The sequence below is a fragment of the Novosphingobium sp. KN65.2 genome (assembly GCF_001368935.1).
Taxonomy (GTDB): Bacteria; Pseudomonadota; Alphaproteobacteria; order Sphingomonadales; family Sphingomonadaceae; genus Novosphingobium; species Novosphingobium mathurense.
On sequence record NZ_CCBH010000211.1, the window covers coordinates 1 to 16229 of the forward strand.

Annotated in this window: 13 protein-coding genes and 1 pseudogene; 5 read left to right on the plus strand and 9 right to left on the minus strand. The window is 64.1% G+C overall.

What is annotated here, in order from left to right:
• The 5 genes and pseudogenes from SPHV1_RS22545 to SPHV1_RS22565 form a co-directional block, all read right to left on the minus strand.
• Positions 1–282, minus strand: a pseudogene (locus SPHV1_RS22545) (uracil-DNA glycosylase); the annotation flags it as partial.
• Positions 279–1523, minus strand: coding sequence for a putative DNA modification/repair radical SAM protein (locus SPHV1_RS22550; protein WP_054948246.1), 1245 nt, complete (start codon positions 1521–1523; stop codon positions 279–281). The pseudogene SPHV1_RS22545 and the gene SPHV1_RS22550, both read right to left, overlap by 4 nt.
• Positions 1524–1612: 89 nt before the next feature.
• Positions 1613–2602 carry a DNA topoisomerase IB gene (locus SPHV1_RS22555; protein WP_054948247.1) on the minus strand — a complete coding sequence of 330 codons (990 nt, stop codon included), beginning with the start codon at positions 2600–2602 and terminating at the stop codon, positions 1613–1615.
• Positions 2603–2708: 106 nt separating this feature from the next.
• Complete coding sequence (locus SPHV1_RS22560; RefSeq protein ID WP_054948248.1) at positions 2709–3677, minus strand: zinc-binding alcohol dehydrogenase family protein; 969 nt, start codon at positions 3675–3677, stop codon at positions 2709–2711.
• Between the two features lie 36 nt (positions 3678–3713).
• A complete protein-coding gene (locus SPHV1_RS22565; RefSeq protein ID WP_369817974.1) occupies positions 3714–4130 on the minus strand; it encodes a nuclear transport factor 2 family protein in 417 nt (138 codons plus the stop codon).
• A gap of 226 nt (positions 4131–4356) precedes the next feature.
• Between SPHV1_RS22565 and SPHV1_RS22570 the strand changes: the two genes are divergently transcribed.
• From SPHV1_RS22570 to SPHV1_RS22580, 3 genes are all read left to right on the plus strand, one after another.
• Entirely contained in the window at positions 4357–5319 is a 963-nt protein-coding gene (locus SPHV1_RS22570) for an NADP-dependent oxidoreductase (RefSeq protein ID WP_231634823.1), read from the plus strand.
• 5 nt (positions 5320–5324) lie between these two features.
• Positions 5325–5690, plus strand: a complete 366-nt coding sequence (locus tag SPHV1_RS22575) for a Rieske (2Fe-2S) protein (RefSeq protein ID WP_054948250.1) — start codon at positions 5325–5327, stop codon at positions 5688–5690.
• 109 nt (positions 5691–5799) lie between these two features.
• Positions 5800–6228 carry a nuclear transport factor 2 family protein gene (locus tag SPHV1_RS22580; RefSeq protein WP_054948251.1) on the plus strand — a complete coding sequence of 143 codons (429 nt, stop codon included), beginning with the start codon at positions 5800–5802 and terminating at the stop codon, positions 6226–6228.
• Between the two features lie 90 nt (positions 6229–6318).
• On the opposite strand, the gene SPHV1_RS22585 is transcribed toward SPHV1_RS22580, so the two are convergent.
• Together SPHV1_RS22585 and SPHV1_RS22590 are read right to left on the minus strand one after the other, a co-directional pair.
• Positions 6319–8043 carry a thiamine pyrophosphate-dependent enzyme gene (locus SPHV1_RS22585; protein WP_054948252.1) on the minus strand — a complete coding sequence of 575 codons (1725 nt, stop codon included), beginning with the start codon at positions 8041–8043 and terminating at the stop codon, positions 6319–6321.
• Between the two features lie 190 nt (positions 8044–8233).
• Positions 8234–10678, minus strand: a complete 2445-nt coding sequence (locus tag SPHV1_RS22590) for a TonB-dependent receptor (protein WP_054948253.1) — start codon at positions 10676–10678, stop codon at positions 8234–8236.
• A 151-nt stretch (positions 10679–10829) separates the two neighbouring features.
• Here SPHV1_RS22590 and SPHV1_RS22595 point away from each other — a divergent pair, with 151 nt between their 5' ends.
• Entirely contained in the window at positions 10830–11837 is a 1008-nt protein-coding gene (locus SPHV1_RS22595) for an NADP-dependent oxidoreductase (RefSeq protein WP_054948254.1), read from the plus strand.
• A 54-nt stretch (positions 11838–11891) separates the two neighbouring features.
• Here SPHV1_RS22595 and SPHV1_RS22600 read toward each other — a convergent pair whose 3' ends face one another.
• Both SPHV1_RS22600 and SPHV1_RS22605 read right to left on the minus strand, forming a co-directional pair.
• Complete coding sequence (locus SPHV1_RS22600) at positions 11892–12656, minus strand: SDR family NAD(P)-dependent oxidoreductase (RefSeq protein ID WP_054948255.1); 765 nt, start codon at positions 12654–12656, stop codon at positions 11892–11894.
• Positions 12657–12753: 97 nt separating this feature from the next.
• The gene (locus tag SPHV1_RS22605; RefSeq protein ID WP_054948256.1) at positions 12754–15027 is read right to left on the minus strand and encodes a TonB-dependent receptor; all 2274 of its coding nucleotides are present in this window, start codon (positions 15025–15027) and stop codon (positions 12754–12756) included.
• Between the two features lie 152 nt (positions 15028–15179).
• On the opposite strand from SPHV1_RS22605, the gene SPHV1_RS22610 reads away from it, so the two are divergent.
• Positions 15180–16193, plus strand: a complete 1014-nt coding sequence (locus SPHV1_RS22610) for an NADP-dependent oxidoreductase (RefSeq protein WP_054948277.1) — start codon at positions 15180–15182, stop codon at positions 16191–16193.
• Positions 16194–16229: the final 36 nt, after the last annotated feature.

Consider the following 16229-nt stretch of genomic DNA (forward strand, 5'->3'; position numbering starts at 1 on the left):
CTCAACCGTGCGTTTACGATCGAGCCGCGACGGATCGCTGTGCATGAAGACACTGGTCGCCAGGCTCAGAAAGGCGCGCGAGGCGCGCACCGGGACGGACGAAGCTTCCGGAAGACCGGAACTGCGCGGCGCGGTATGTTCGGCGAGCGAGAACAGGTCGGCGCTGTCCTCGCCTTCGCTCCAGGCGATCTCCTCTGGCGGGATGCCGCGCGCAACGGAGGCGCGGGCCATGTCGCGCCACGCGTCGAAATCGTCCGGATCCTCCAGCCGCGCGCCGATCATCCGAAGAGTTCCATCTGGCGCGGCTTGGGGGCCAGGCGCGCGCGCAGGTCTGCCAGATCGAGCATGGCGACGGGGCGCCAGTCGCTCGTCACGACGAAGGGACGCAGCTTGCGCAGGGAATTGGTGACGCGGGCAAGATCGTCCAGCCTGATCGAACGATGGCGGCGTGCGCCCAGCAGGGCATCCACCGCCTTTACGCCCAGACCCGGCACCCGCAGCATCGCCTCGCGCGGCGCGCGGTTGAGATCGATGGGGAAGCGGTCTCGGAACTTGAGCGCCCAGGCCAGCTTGGGATCGATGTCGAGCGGCAGCATTCCGTTCGCATCGGCCGCTTCGCTGACTTCGTGCGGGGCGAAACCGTAGAAGCGCGTCAGCCAGTCGGACTGGTAGAGGCGATGTTCGCGCATCAGGGGCGGTCGCTGCAGGGGCAGGACCGCACTGGCATCGGGAATGGGGCTGAAGGCCGAATAATAGACGCGGCGCAGGCCGAACCGGCCATAGAGCCTGCTCGCCTTGTCGATGATCTGCGTGTCCGATGTGCCATCGGCGCCGACGATCATCTGCGTGGATTGGCCGGCCGGCGCGAAGCGCGGAGCGGAGCGGTATTTGCGCCGGGCGTCGCGTGCATCGACGATGCGGCTGTGCAGACCGCCCATGGCGCCTTCGATGCGCGGGGCGTTCTTGTCGGGAGCGAGCCGGGCGAGGCTGGCCGCCGTGGGCAGTTCGACGTTGATCGAGACGCGGTCCGCCCAAATTCCGGCCTCGGCGACGATCTCGGGATCGGCCTCGGGGATCGTCTTGAGGTGGATGTAGCCGCGGAAATCGTGGACCTCGCGAAGCGTGCGCGCCACGCGCACGATCTGCTCCATCGTATGATCCGGGCTGCGCACGATGCCGGAACTGAGGAACAGCCCTTCGATGTAGTTGCGGCGATAGAACGACAGAGTGAGGTCGACCACTTCCTCGGGCGTGAAGCGTGCGCGTTCGACGTTCGAACTCTTGCGGTTCACACAGTAGTGGCAATCGAAGATGCAGTGGTTGGTCAGCAGCAGCTTGAGCAGCGAAATGCAGCGACCGTCCGGCGCATAAGCATGACAGATGCCCATGCCGCCCGACGTCGAGCCCACGCCGCGTCCGTTCCTGCTGTTCCGCTCGACCGAGCCCGACGACGCGCACGAGGCGTCGTACTTGGCTGCGTCGGCCAGGATTTCGAGGCGCCCGAGAATCGAGGTCTTTTGCATGTGTTCTTATTATGTTCTCGCCACATCCTTTGCAATGCTGCAGGCTTGCGGAAGCCGTCCCTATGCGACGAAGCGAGGACGGCTGGGCTTCAGGCGCTCTCGCTCGCTTGCAGATAGGTCAGGAAGCCGCGTTCGGCCGGCAGCAGCCATCTGGTCTTTCTTGGCAGGCGCTTACTGCACCACGCGGAGCGCGCGTCCTCGTCGCTGACAAGGGCAAAGACTTCGGGGTGAATGTAGGACTTGCGCGCGATTGCCGGGGTATTGGCCAGAACATCGGCGACCATGCCGGCAATCGACTTTATGGTCGGCGGCTCGCGGTCGGTCACGATTGCCTCGAAGGCGGTGACGCTGGCCGCCCAGGTGCGAAAGTGCTTCGCCGTGAAATGCGTGCCCGCCGCTTCGGAGAGGTAGGCGTTTACGTCGCAGGAACTGACCGGCGCAGGGTCTCCCGATTCGTCGAGAAACTGGAAGAGGTGCTGGCCCGGCAGGTCCTGCACCTGACGGATGAAGCGCATGAGGTTGCGGTCGGTAAGGGCCAGTTCGCGTTGCTTTCCGGACTTGGCCTTGAAACGCAGGCGAATGGTCTTGCCTTCCAGCCGCAGGTGGCGGCGGCGCAGGGTGGTGGCGCCGAACGTCCGGTTGGCCTTGGCGTAGCACTCGTTGCCAATGCGTAGGGCGGTGGAATCGAGCAGGCGCACGACGCAGGCGAGCGCGCGCTCGCGGTTGATGCGATGCTGTGCCACGTCGGCTTCGACGCGGCGGCGAATGGCGGGCAGGGCCGCGCCGAATTCGCGTAGGCTGTCGAACTTGAGGGCCTCCTGCCGCTCGCGATATTCGGGGTGATAGCGGTATTGCTTGCGCCCGCGCGCATCGATCCCGGTGGCAAGGATGTGCGCGTTCGGATCGAGGCTGTACCAGCAATCGGTGCAGGCGGGCGGCAGCGCTATCGCCTTGAGTCTTTCGATCTCGGCTTGCTCCGCGATCCGCTGGCCCTGCGGGTCCAAGAAGATCCAGCCCTTGCCGCAGGCCCGGCGCGTAATGCCCGGGGCCGTGCAGTCGGCGAAAGTCAGGGCGCTCATGATCGTGGGGGCTCCGCTTCAGGTTCTCCCTGGAGGAACCCGCGGCTGGCCGGTCCGGTTCCGGTCGCTTGCGCCGGGCCGCCCGGGACGGACGGCGCGCCTGCGCCTAGCGGCCGACTTTCATCAGTACACGTCCGAAGGGGTGGCCCTCGGCGACGTGGCGATGCGCGGCGACGGCATCGGACAGGTCGAACTCGGCGTCGATCGGCATCTGCAGGTTGCCTTCCACCATGCGCCGGGCGATGTCGGCGAGGAGGGCATGGGCGCGCTCGGTATGCATCTCGCGGCCGAAGGAAATGCCATAGACATGCATCGCCTTGCGGATCAGTTCGAAGAACCCGAAGCTGGGCAGGCTGCCGGTAGCGGCGCCGATCACGGCATAGCGGCCATGCGGGCGGATTGCGCTGATCAGGGCATCCTTTCCCTGTCCGCCGGCAAGGTCGAGGATCAGGTCGATCCCCTTGCCCCCGGTGATCTCCTTGCAGCGCGCGGCGATGTCCTCTGTGCGGTAATCAATGCCGTGGTGAAGGCCGAAGGGCACGATCCGCTCCAGCCTTTCGCGGCTGGACGCCGTGCCGATCACGACCGCGCCTGCCTGGCTCGCTAGCTGCACGGCGGCCAGCCCGACACCGCCGGCTGCACCCTGAACCAGAACGAATTCGCCGGGTTGCATCTGTCCGAACTGGAACAGCGAGTCATGCGCGGTTCCGAAGGGTACCGGGATCGTCGCCGCCTGCCGCATATCCAGGCCTTCGGGCACGGGATAGGTGTAGTGTTCGGGCACTGCGAAAAGCTCGGCATGGCTGCCGTGCCAGTCGAAGCCGATGACCTTGTCACCTTCCTTGAAGCGCGTGACCTCGGAGCCGACCGCAAGGACGGTGCCCGCAGCCTGGTACCCGGGTACGAACGGCGTCTCGGGCGGCGGCGTCACCAGCCTGTTGAGCAGGTCGCCGCCTTCGATCGAAACCCATTCGACCGCGATGAGCACGGTCTTGGGGCCGACCTCCGGATCGGGCAGGTCGCCATATTGCATGACCTCCGGCCCGCCGTTTTCGAAGTAGTAGACTGCCTTCATCGCCGTGACGTCCGTTCGCTCGCAGGTCCGTTGAGGTCAGGCCGCGCTTGCCGCTGCCTTGGCCTTCGCCGCGGCATGGAAGGCCGAGGGATCGTAGTAGTAGGGCTTGATTTCGCAGCATTTGCCGTCGCGGAACTTGAAGACCTCGCAGATTTCCGCAGGCGCAAGGTCCGGGTCGGCGAAGCGGATCGAAAGGATGGTTACGGCATTGTCCTTGCCCGCGGTCGTCTCCATGATGTCGAGGCCGGCCACGTCGCACATGCCCATGACTTTCGCATAGAGGTCCTTCAGGGCGTTCTTGCCGCGATAGGCCCCGGCCATCGGCAGGCTGTCCGCCTCGTAGGCGACGAAGTCGTCGGTGAGCATCGAGGAGGCCGTCTCCCAGTCACCGACACCGGTGGCGGCATAAAGATTGTCGACGAAATCGATCATTTCCTGGGGGGTCATGCTCATGGCCTCATTCTCCTCTTCCACCTTTCAGACTGCGTACAAACCCGGGGCTGCGAACCTAGCGTTTGGGATAGCAGCGGGCGTCCGGCCCTGTTCCGGCGAAACCTGCTGCAGATGGAAGGCGTGGTCGACCTAGCGATTCCGCTAGCCTCCCGGTGCGGCTTCGGGCGGCTAAGCAGGAACGATGGGAAAGGTTAGGCAAATATTGCTCGCGCGGCGGCCGGAAGGCATGCCGACGCCTGAAGATTTCGAGATGGCGGAAACCGACATGCCGGTGCCGGGGGATGGGGAGTTCCTCGTCGCCATGCGGGTCGGCTCGCTCGATCCGGCGATCCGCGGTTTCCTGGATGATCGGCCGAGCTACCTGCCACCGGTCGCGCTGGGCGCGCCGGTCAACGGCATGTCGCTGGGCGAAGTGGTGGAGTCCAACAACCCGAAGTATCCCGTCGGCACGCTGGTACGGGCGCTGGGCACCTGGTCGGAATACTTCGTGCTCGACGACAATGCGCTGGGTCTGGAAGTGGTCCACCGGAAGCCCGGGACCGAACTGCATCATTACATGGGCGCGTTGGGCCCCGTAGGGCTGACGGCATGGGTCGGCCTGTTCGCCGTGGGCGAGGCCAAGCCGGGCGAGACCGTCGTCATCAGCGCGGCCGCCGGAGCTACGGGCTCGACCGTGGGACAGATCGCCAAGGCCAAGGGCTGCAAGGTCATCGGTCTCGTCGGTTCCGACGAAAAGGCGCAGGTCATCCGCGACCTGGGCTTCGACACCGCGATCGACTACCGCGCGACGCCCGACATCGCCGGGGAAGTGCGCAAGGCGGCTCCCGAAGGGGTCGACGTCTATTTCGACAACGTCGGCGGCGAGACGCTGGAGGCCATGCTGCCACTCATGCGCACCCACGGGCGTGTGCCGGTGTGTGGAATGATCGGCCAGTACAACGATGCCGACCATCCCTATGGCGTCAAAACCCTGTGGCAGCTCGTGGTGAACCGGATCAGGATGCAGGGCTTCCTGACTTACGATCACCTCGACGTACTTGAACAGGCGCAGGCCGAACTTGACGAATGGGTGGCCCAGGGCAAGCTCAAGCCGCTGGCCAATGTGCGCGATGGATTTGAAAAGCTGCCGGAAGCCTTTATCGACCTGATGTCTGGCCGCACGATCGGCAAGACCATGGTGAGGATTTGAATTGCATGAGTGATACCCGCGAACACGAAGTATGGCACGGCATCGTGGCCGAGGCGGAATTTCCCGAAGAAGGCAAACTGTCGGCACAGGTCGATGGCTGGAGCGTCCTGGTCGTGAAGACAGACGACGGCTTCAATGCCGTCAACGACCGCTGCACCCATCAGGCGGCGATGCTCTCGCCCGGCCGCGTGCGGCGCGGGGCGATCATGTGTCCGCTGCACGGTGCGCGCTTCGAAGTGGCCAGCGGCCGCTGCATCGGCGGCGCCTATGCCGACTTGCGCCGCTTTCCCCTGCGCGTCGAGAACGGCATGATCGAGGTCTCCCTGCCGGATCACGCGCCCGGACCGGACGAACGCCCGGTCGTGACCTGACCGGTCCTGTCCTGTCCGCGCCGTGCCCTCGCATTAGCCATAGTAGGAATGCGGGCCTGACCCGTTAGGCTCGCGTTTCGAACAGAGCATCAATCGGGAGATACAGGATATGCCCTATACAGGCCCCTTCGAGGACCGCCTCGCCATTCGCGAACTGCTGGAGACGTATGCCGACGCGGTGACGCGCTGCGACGCCGAAGCCTGGGGCGCGACCTGGGCCGAGGATGCGCAATGGTCGCTGCCCGACTATCCCGAACTCGGCACGACTGTGGGCCGTCCGGCCATCGTCGCGATGTGGGTTGAGGCAATGAAGTCCTACCCCGGCATCATGTTCGAGGCATGGCCCGGTTCGATCGAGGTCGAAGGCAATACGGCAGTCATGCGCAGCTATACTTCCGAGGTCTACGATCAGGACGGCACGACCATGCGCGATCGCGGTGTCTACGAGGACACCTGCGTAAAGATCGACGGCAAGTGGCTGTTCAAGAGCCGTTCGTTCCGCAACATCCATCGCCAGCACGCGCCCAAGGGCTGTTGAGGCAGGCGATCCGTCGCATTAAGCAGAAGGCCCGGGATGATCCCGGGCCTTTTTCGTTTCGGCACGCATGGAGAGCGTGCGTTGCGCAAGTCAGGATAGTGCGCCCCTGACCAGATCGACGACATCGCCGGTGCGGCGGGACAGCACCGCCTTGGCCGAATAGAGTGCCGTGCCGAAGACCTGCTTCGCCTCGATCTTGGGCGGCATGACCAGTTCGTAGCGGTCGGTGACGACATCGAGCAGGGCAGGGCCCGGATGGGCGAGCCATTGCGCGACCGCGGTATTGAGGTCGCTGGCCTTCTCGACCCGGCGGCCCCAGAAGCCGATGACTTCGGCAAGGCGGGCGAAGTCCGGGTTCTTCAGGTTCGTATAGGCATCGAGCAGGCCCTCTACCTTCTGCTCCAGTTCCACGAACCCGAGCGAGGAATTGTCGAATACGCAGACCTTGATCGGCAGGTCCTCCTGGATCGCCGTGAGCAGGTCTCCCAGCAGCATCGACAGGCCGCCGTCGCCCGACAGCGAGATCACCTGGCGGTCGGGAAAGGCGGCCTTGGCGCCCAGCGCCTGCGGCATGGCATTGGCCATCGTGCCATGGGTCAGCGAGACGACGGTGCGATTGCGACCCGTGGAGGGAACGTGACGCAGGCACCAGACCATCGGCGATCCGCCGTCGGCGGTCCAGATCGCATCGGCGTCGGCGTGGCGGGCAATCGTCTCGGTCAGGTACTGGGGATGGATGGCGCGATCGTCGTCGGCCTTCACATGGCGTTCCTGCTCGCTCACCGCGCGCTTGCGATGCCTGAGGCATTCGTCGAGGAAGTCGCGGTCTGCGCATTCGTCGATCAGCGGCAGCAGCGCTTCCAGCGTGTCGCGTACATCACCCACGGCGGCATGATCGACCGGGTGGCGTCGGCCCAGGTGCGTGCCGTCTATGTCGATCTGCAGGATCGTTGCCTTGTCCGGGTAGTACTGGCGCCAAGCAAAATCGCAGCCGAGCAGCAGCAATGTGTCGCAGTCCATCAGCGCGTGATAGCCGGCTTCGGATCCGAATATGCCGGTCATGCCCACGAGATTGGGATTGTCGTGTTCCAGAAAGTCCTTGGCCCGCGAGGTGTGGGCGACAGGGGCCTTGAGCTTCGCGGCCAGGGCCAGGACCTGTTCGTGCGCTGCCTCGCAGCCGGATCCTCCGTAGATCGCGACTCGTCCGCCGTCGTTGAGCGCATCGGCGAAAGTCTGCAGTTCGGCTTGCGAGGGCAGCGTCCGCGGTTGGGATCGATGGACGAGGAAAGGCGACTCGTCGGGCGCATCGGCCTGCGACACGTCGGCAGGCACGATGAGGACGGCGACGCCCTTCTTCGCCAGTGCGGCCTGCGCCGCCATAGCCGTCTTGCGGCGGGCCTGCGCAGGTGTGCGGATCTCCTCGCAAAAGACGCTGCACGGGGCATAGACCTGCCGGAAGTCCACTTCCTGCGGGAACTCGAAGCCCAGTTCGTCGCGAACGATCTGGCTGGCAATCAGCACGACGGGCGCGCGGTTGCGGTGGCTTTCGAACAGGCCGTTGATGAAGTGCAGGCTACCCGGTCCGCATGAACCCGCGCAGGCGGCCAGTTCGCCCGTCAGCATGGCATCGGCGCCCGCGGCGAAGCCGCCGGCTTCCTCGTGACGGACGTGAATCCAGCGCATGTCGCTGCGCCGGATCGCGTCGGTGACGTGGTTCAGGCTGTCGCCGGGAACGCCATAGCATCGCCGGACACCGGCCTGCTGGAGCGTTTCGACGATAACGTCGGCGACCTTGGCGGACTTGATGCTGGGCATGGGGGAATCTCCGTGTTTCCCTTGGACAACCAGCCAGACCCCGCCGGGGTTTCGTGCATTGCGGACAATTCTTCGTGCCTTGTCTGTAAAAGGCCCTCACGCAAAAAAGACGGGAGCCATCGGCCCCCGCCTTTTTGTGTCTTTCGATCGACAGGGCCGCCCGCAAGCGGCCCTGCGCCGGGCCCTGCGATCAGAAGCGCGTGGTGACCTGCACGGTGACCGTGCGCGGTTCGGCGCCGAAGCCGAGCTGGTCGGCATGCACGCCGCCCGGGGTGCCGGTGCCCGAACCGGTGTTCGGACCGTCGACGCCGCCGTTGATGTACTGCTTGTTGGTCAGGTTCTTGCCGATGACCGCCAGCTGCCAGCTGTCATCTTCTGCGCCGAAGCGCAGGCCGGCATCGAGCGTGGCATAGGAGCTGTTGCGCGAATGCGGGACGCCGAAGCCCTGGACCAGGTAGGAGGAACTGTAGCGCATGTTGGCGCCAAGGCCCGCCTTGAAACCGTCGCCGACCGGGGCGTCGTAGTTGAAGCCCACCGAGCCGGTCCAGTGCGGGGCCATGCCCAGTACCATTCCGTTGAGGTTCTGGCGAACGCCGGGCGTACCGCCGGTGATCTCGGCCGCCGTGAGGACGCGATAGCCGCCCGCACCGTCTGCGGTGAGGTTACAGCCTTCGTCCGGCGTCTGGCCCGCATAGCAGGGGGCGTCGGGGAAGCTGTCGTACTTGGCGTCGTTGTAGTTGAGGCTACCGTGCACGTTGAGGCCCGGAACCGCATAGGGCGCGAATTCGAAATCGAGCTCGACGCCCTTGGTACGCGCGTCGGCGGTCAGGGTCTGGAAGGCGATGATCGACGAGTTGAAGAAGTCGATCTGCAGGTTCTTGTACTTGTAGCTGTAGGCACCCAGGTTCAGGCGCAGCTGGTTGTTGAGCAGTGTCGACTTCACACCGGCTTCGAAGCCCTTTGCCGTTTCCGGATCGAACAGCAGGTCGACCGCCGGATCGCCGAAGGCGGAGTCGATGCCGCCGTTCGAGAAGCCGCCCGACTTGTAGCCGGTCTTGTAGGAGGCATAGAACATGACGTCCTGGATCGGCTTGTAGGTCAGCGAGACTTCCGGAGACCAGTTGGTGAAGGTCTGATCGCCCACGGTAGTGCGACCCTGCACCCACGCGGCAGCGAAGGAGGGGCTGACGTAAGGCTGCGAGAAGGCGCTCTTCTTGGTTTCGTGGGTGTAGCGCACGCCGCCGTCGAGTTCGAGGTTGTCGGTCAGCTTCCAGGTTACCTGGCCGAAGCCCGAGATCGTCTCACCCTTGGTGTAGCTGGTCTTGTACGCGTCGATGTACTGGAAGCGGCCGGCTTCCGGAATGTCCGAAAGGCTGAAGCTGACGAACTGCTCGAAGTCGCGCTTGGTTTTCTGGTAGAGCAGGCCGACCATCACGTTGAGCGGGCCGTCGAAGTGCGTGAGCGCGCGCGCTTCGTTCGAGAACGCCTTCCAGCTCGAGTTTTCGGTGGCCCACACGGAGAACGGATTGGCCTGGAATTCGCAGGCGCACAGCCAGCGGTTGTTGTTCCAGTTGTAGTTGGTGACGTTGGTCAGCGTGACGGTGCCGAGTTCATAGTTGAACGTGTTGGTGATCGCTGCCGAACGGTACTTGTTGTAGAGCTTGCCGTCGCCTGCATAGGGGAAGTTGGTCGCTTCCTCTGCCGGCATGTCGTTCTGGTGGGTCTGGAAATTCAAGCCGCAGGCATCGCCCGAAAGCGCGGTGAAGCCGGTCGGGCAATTATAGGCGACGTAGTTGTAGCTCGAGTTGTTCGCCTTGTTGTAGTTGTAGGAAACCTTGAGCGTATTGGTGATCTCGCTGGTCGGTTCGTACTTCAGCGTGACGCGGCCGAGGAACTGGCGATTGCCCGGCTGGTCCGAGCTGGTCGGGGTCGAAGTGAACGGGAGCAGCGCGAGGTCGTAGTCGCGCGACACGTTATTGTAATAACCGCCCCAGGCCTTGCTGCCGCGCAGGGCGACGCGAATACCCAGGTCGTCGGCCAGCGGGCCGGAAGCGACGCCTTCGAGCTCGGCTTCCTGCGCCTTGAATTCATAGCTGGCGCGGGCCTTGAACTCCCAGTCGGGGGTCGGGTCGGCGGTCTTGATCGAGATCACGCCTGCAGTGGCGTTCTTGCCGAAGAAGAGGACCTGCGGGCCCTTGAGGACTTCGACGCCGGCGAGGTCGAAGAAGCCTTCCTCGAGGATGCGGCCCTGGCCGTAATAGACGCCGTCGACGACCGTGGCGACCGACTGCTCGATGCCGATCGAGGTGGAGGACGAACCGATGCCACGCAGCGTGACCTGTGCGGCCGAGCCGTTCGAGGCGTGGCCGACGGTCAGGCTCGGCGTGGCGGCCGCGATCTTCTCGATGCTGGTGATGTCGCGCTGTTCAAGCGTCTGCGCCGAGATCGCGGTCACGACGACCGGAATGTCCTGCGCGCTTTCAACGCGCTTACGGGCGGTGACGACGATTTCGCTAAGGCCGGTGTTCTTGGTGGTCTCTTCGTTGCCGGTCGTGTCCTGGGCGAAGGCGGGCCCTGCAATGGACACGGTGGCAAATGCCGTGGACGCAAGCAGAATGGACTTGGGGAATTGCATATCAGGTACCTCCCATTTTTATAAATCGTTTGTTCGGTATCTATCTCCCGAAGCGAAATTGCAGTCCTCGCCAAACTGATAGGCCTATCAATTTGATGAGGTTCCGTGCCTTTCTTGCAACGGTCACCGTGCGCAGTATGAGGAGACCTGAATGACAACCTGCCATTACTGGCGTCTTGATCGCCATCCGCACGGGAATACTGATTTTTCCCAGTACCTTACGCTTTGCGAGGAAGAGCTTGCTCCGTTGGGCGACGGTGAAGTGCGCATTGCCGTCGATTATCTTTCGATGGACGCGGGCACCCGCATGTGGATGAGCCCGCGCACCGATGGCTATCAGCCGCCGCTGCCACTGGGCTCGAAAATGGTCGGGCTGTGCCTCGGTCGGGTGTGCGAAACCCGCGATCCCGCCTTTCCCGAGGGCGCTCTGGTGCGCGGTTTCGGGCAGTGGGCCGATTATGCCACCCTCACGCCGTCGCTGGCGGGGCTGGAGATCGTCGATGACACGATTGCCGATCCACGCCAGCATTTCGGCGCCCTGGGGATGAATGCCTGGACGGCCTATGTCGGGGTCAGGGAAGTGGCCGCGGTCAAGCCGGGCGAATGGCTGGCGGTTTCCGCCGCGGCCGGCGCGACCGGCAGCCTTGCGTGCCAGGTCGGCAGGAATCTGGGCGCCAAGGTCGTCGGCATAGCCGGCGGGCCGGACAAGTGCCGCTATCTGCTGGAGGATCTCGGCTGCGATATGGCGATCGACTATCGCAGCGAAGACGTCGAAGGGCGGCTGGCGACGGTCGAGGGCGGGATCAATGCCTTCTTCGACAATGTCGGCGGGCCGATCCTCGATGCGGTTCTGCCGAATATGGCCCACTATGGGCGCGTGGCGATATGCGGTCTGGTGGCCGGCTACGACAATGACGCGCCGATGCCGGGGCCTGCGCGCTTCGACCAGATCCTCATGCGGCGCCTGCGTGTCGAGGGGTTCTTCATCCCCGATTTCCTTGAGCGCGGGGCCGAGTTCATGCCGCAACTGCGCCAGTGGATGGACGAGGGCAAGCTGTCGACGCGGTTCGACGAGACGCAGGGGCTGGAACACGTCCTTGTCGCCTACGAGCGCATGCTGACCGGCAAGAACATCGGCAAGGCCATCGTCAAGCTTTGACGGAAAAAGGATACCCGGGGCAGGGCGGGATGGCCGGCCCCGGGCACCATCGATTCACATCGCGGTGACGCCGCCGTCGACCACGAATTCGCATCCGGTGATGTAGCGGCTCTCGTCCGAGGCGAGGAACAGGTTCATGTTGGCGATGTCGAGCGGCTCGCCCATGCGTTGCATCGGAATGCCCGCGACGATCTGCTTGAAACCTTCCGGATTGTCCTTGCGCGCGACGTCCTGCATCGCGGTTTCGATCATGCCGGGATGTACCGAGTTGCAGCGGATGTTCTGGGCCGCGCATTCCTGCGCTATCACCTTTGAGAACAGGCGCACGCCGCCCTTGGCCGCGGCATAGGCGCCGCACATCTGCACGCCTACCAGGCCGGCGATCGAGGACAGGTTGATGATCGAGCCGCCATGGCCGACCTTGCGCATCAGCGCCACGGCGCGCTGGGTGCCGTAGAAGACGCTGTCGAGATTGACCCTGTTCTGCTTTTCCCAGTCCGCCGCCGTCAGTTCGGCGATCGGCTTGAGCACGGCGATGCCGGCGTTGTTCACGAGAACGTCGAGGCGACCGTGGCCATCCTCGATCCTGCTGAAGATGCGGTCCCAGTCCGCTTCGCGGGTGACGTCCTGGGCGAGTGCCTCGGCCTGGCCGCCGCTTTCACGGATGGCTGCGGCGATGGCTTCGGCCCCCGTCACGTCAAGGTCGGTAAGGTAGACGAAGGCGCCTTCCTCGGCGAAGCGTTTGGCGGTTGCCCCGCCAAGCCCGCGGTCGGAGCCCGCTCCGGTTACCAGCGTGATCTTTCCTTCAAGGCGGCCCATCGTTCTACTCTCCTCTATTGTGGAAAGACGCGGAGAAACCCCATGGCTTCCCCGCGTCCCCCTTATGAACTTACGCCTGTCGGGGCGTGTCGTGGACTCAGTATCTGATACCGATCGTCGCGCCGTAGGTCCGTGGTTCGAGCGCCATGCCGAACGAGAAGAGGCCCGCGACGGTGAAGGCGTGCGTGGTGGTCTTTTCGTTGGTCAGGTTGCGACCGAAGACGCGGAAATAGGCTTCCGTGTCGCCGAGATCGAAGTTGAAGGTCAGGCTGCTGTCGACGAGATCCTGCGTGGTGGTGCGCACGCGCGGGTCGTTGCCGTTGACGATGACCTGGGTGACGTTGCCCGAACCGTCGGTGACCGGGGTCAGCGAGGCAGCCGAGATCTGTTCGTCATAGGGGCTGATGTGGCGCCAGCCGGCGGTGGCGACGATCTTGCCGAAGCTGGTCGGCACTTCGTAGTCGGCGTTGAGAGACATCGTGAACTTCGGCGCGTAGATCAGGCGGTTGGCCGAGTAGTCGAAAGGTACGATGTCGGTGCCAAGGACGCCGTCGGTGATGAAGTTGCGGAAGTGCGACTTCATGTAGGCGCCCGAAGCGGTGATCCGGAATTCCGGAGTGACCCGCAAGGAACCGTCAAGCTCGATGCCCTTGATGATCGCACCGCCCGGAACGTTGCCGGTGATCGTCTGGTTGCCGGTCGGGCCGCCGGGGACGGTCAGGTTCTGCTGCATGTTCTTGTAGTCGGACACGTAGCCGGCGAGGTTGATGTCCAGCATCCGGTCGAACAGCGATACCTTGGCGCCGACTTCGTAGGCGTCCACGGTTTCCGGCTGGAACGGAGTGCTTGCCGTTTCAGCCGTCGCTGCGCGGGGGCTGAAACCGCCCGAACGATAGCCGCGCGACCAGCTTGCGTAGAGCATGGTGTCCGGGTTGGGACGGTAGTCGATGCCGATCTTGGGGGTGAACTTGGTGAAGTTGGCATCGCCCGAACCGATCAGGCCCGACAGTTCGAAGGCATTGGTCAGCTTCTTGTTGTCGTGCGACCAGCGGCCACCGAAGGACAGGCGCCACTTGTCGGCGAAGGCCCAGTTGAAGTCGCCGAAGAACGCATAGCTCGTCGTCTTGCCATTGACGAACTGCGGGTTGCTGTCGAACTCGTCCGCCGGCACGCTCTCATCGAAGCCGAAGAAGCGGGTGTACTGCGTGAGGTCGTACTTGGAGTGGAAGTAGTATCCGCCCACGACGTAGTCGAAGCCATCGAACAGATTGCCGGCGGCGCGCAGTTCCTGGCTCCACTGGGTGTAGTGCTGCCGGCGGTCGGCGTAATAGAGGTCGACCGAAGAACCGTCGAAGTCCTGGGTCTGCTTTTCGCGGCTGTGACGCCATCCGGTGATCGAGGTCAGCTTTACCGCGCCCGCATCGTAGTTCATCTGCAGCGTCGCGTCGGGAGCGTGATAGGTGCTCACCGCAGCCGAACCGAAGGTGGTGTAAAGGTCGGTCGTGTTGTTGCGGTTGCATTCCTCGGCCGGGATCAGGCCGCAGAACAGTTCCGAGCTGTTGGTCAGGTTGCTGACGACCGGATTGAACTTCTGGACCACGTTCTCGATGGTGAACTGCGCGTCGAAGGCCGAGCCGGTCGGCTGGAACAGCACGCTGGCGCCATAGCTGTCGCCCTTGCTCCAGCCGTCGCTCGTGTCGCGTGTGGCGTTATGGTAGAAGCCATCGGTCTCGTTGTGGAAGTACCACGCCTTTACGCCCCAGGTTTCGCCGTCGCCGTAGTTGGCGATTGCCTTGGCCGCCCAGGTGTTCCAGCGCCCGTAAGTGAATTCGGCCTTTACGCCGGGTTCCATCGTCGGCTTGGTACGGGTGATGTTGATGACGCCGCCGATGGTGTTCGCGCCGAACAGGGTGCCCTGCGGGCCGCGCAGAACTTCGATCTGGGCGATGTCGAAGGCATCCTGCAACTGGCCGGTGTTGGTACCGATCGTCACGCCGTCGACGACGACACCGACCGTCGGGGTCTGCGACTTCTCGATGTCGGCGTAAGTCAGGCCGCGGATCGAGATGTTGGCCGCCTGGGCGCCCGAGTTCTGCTGGGTGATGAGCAGGCCCGGGGCCGCGCCCTGCAGATCGCCGATATTCACGGCGGCCTTGTTCTCGAGCATCGCCGTATTGACGGCGGTAATCGCGATCGGGGTATCCTGCAGCGTTTCGGAGCGGCGGCGGGCCGAAACGATGATTTCGTTGGGGTTCGTCGTTTCCACGCCCTGGTCGGCGCTTTCCTGCGCGAAGGCGGGCAAGGTGATGCAGGTAAGGGCCGTCGTCGAGAGCGCAGCAAACCACGCTCCGCGAATTGTAGCGGATGCCATCAGTACTTCCTCCCTTGGGCCGAATTCTTCTTGGCCGTAAATTCCTTTTTACTATGTCGGATAATCAAGCTCTTGCCGACCTGCCAATTTGCACAGGTGCGTGCGATGATGTGAAGGGCGACCCAGTGATCCAACCGAAGGAGATCGATGCCATGGCAGCCAATCGGCGCTTCCTGCTTGTACGCAGGCCGCAAGGAACGCCCGTACCCGAGGATTTCGAGCTGGTCAGCGCGGACATACCCGCGCCGCCATCGGGGGGAATCGTGGTGCGCAACCATTATGTCTCGCTGGACCCCGCCCAGCGCGGCTGGATGGACGATGCGCCCAGCTACATGCCCCCGATCCCGCTTGGCGATCCCGTCCGGGCAACGACCGTGGGCATCGTTCATGCCTCCGACAACCCGGACTTCACCCCGGGGCAGTGGGTCATGGGTCTCAACGCAATCGAGGACTACTCGGTCGCGATGCCGGGGGGCTTTACCATGCCAGTCGACGTCGCTGCCGTTGCATCGCCCTCGAACTTCCTTTCGGCGCTGGGCGCGGTGGGCCTGACGGCCTACTTCGGCCTGCTCGAAGCGGGCAAGCCACAGCCGGGCGAGACGATCCTCGTTTCGGGCGCGGCCGGTGCGGTCGGTTCGGCAGTCGGCCAGATCGGCAAGATCGTGGGCTGCCGTGTCGTGGGCATCGCCGGCGGTCCGGACAAGTGCCGCCGCCTGATCGAGGACTACGGGTTCGATGCCGCGATCGACTACAAGGGCAAGGATGTCGAGACGCTTGCGGCTGAAATCGCCAAGGCGGCGCCGGATGGCGCGAACGTCGTGTTCGAGAATGTCGGCGGTACGGTCATGGAGGCCGAACTGTTCAACCTCGCACTTCATGCGCGCATCGTCCTGTGCGGCCTGATCAGCGAATACAATTCCGAAGAGAAGATCGGGATGCGCAACCTGTGGCAGGTGCTTGCCCGCCGCGCGGTTGTGCACGGTTTCCTGATCGCCGACTATGCGGATCGCTTTGCCGAAGGCGGCGCGAAAATGGCGCAGTGGCTGGCCGAGGGCAAAATGCGCATCGACGAGGACGTCCAGGAAGGCCTGGAGAATGCCTACGATGCCTTCATGCGCCTGTTCAGCGGCGCCAATACCGGAAAGCTGGTCCTCAAGATCGCCTGAAAGAAGGAGGGGCGGCTCTCCTCCAGGCCGCCCCTC

Coding starts and splice junctions, on each gene's coding strand:
- SPHV1_RS22585 (WP_054948252.1), bottom strand. CDS start 8,043: ATGCCCAGCATCAAGTCCGCCAAGGTCGCCGACGTTATCGTCGAAACG.
- SPHV1_RS22610 (WP_054948277.1), top strand. CDS start 15,180: ATGGCAGCCAATCGGCGCTTCCTGCTTGTACGCAGGCCGCAAGGAACG.
- SPHV1_RS22560 (WP_054948248.1), bottom strand. CDS start 3,677: ATGAAGGCAGTCTACTACTTCGAAAACGGCGGGCCGGAGGTCATGCAA.
- SPHV1_RS22595 (WP_054948254.1), top strand. CDS start 10,830: ATGACAACCTGCCATTACTGGCGTCTTGATCGCCATCCGCACGGGAAT.
- SPHV1_RS22575 (WP_054948250.1), top strand. CDS start 5,325: ATGAGTGATACCCGCGAACACGAAGTATGGCACGGCATCGTGGCCGAG.
- SPHV1_RS22590 (WP_054948253.1), bottom strand. CDS start 10,678: ATGCAATTCCCCAAGTCCATTCTGCTTGCGTCCACGGCATTTGCCACC.
- SPHV1_RS22555 (WP_054948247.1), bottom strand. CDS start 2,602: ATGAGCGCCCTGACTTTCGCCGACTGCACGGCCCCGGGCATTACGCGC.
- SPHV1_RS22580 (WP_054948251.1), top strand. CDS start 5,800: ATGCCCTATACAGGCCCCTTCGAGGACCGCCTCGCCATTCGCGAACTG.
- SPHV1_RS22570 (WP_231634823.1), top strand. CDS start 4,357: ATGCCGACGCCTGAAGATTTCGAGATGGCGGAAACCGACATGCCGGTG.
- SPHV1_RS22565 (WP_369817974.1), bottom strand. CDS start 4,130: ATGAGCATGACCCCCCAGGAAATGATCGATTTCGTCGACAATCTTTAT.
- SPHV1_RS22550 (WP_054948246.1), bottom strand. CDS start 1,523: ATGCAAAAGACCTCGATTCTCGGGCGCCTCGAAATCCTGGCCGACGCA.
- SPHV1_RS22605 (WP_054948256.1), bottom strand. CDS start 15,027: ATGGCATCCGCTACAATTCGCGGAGCGTGGTTTGCTGCGCTCTCGACG.
- SPHV1_RS22600 (WP_054948255.1), bottom strand. CDS start 12,656: ATGGGCCGCCTTGAAGGAAAGATCACGCTGGTAACCGGAGCGGGCTCC.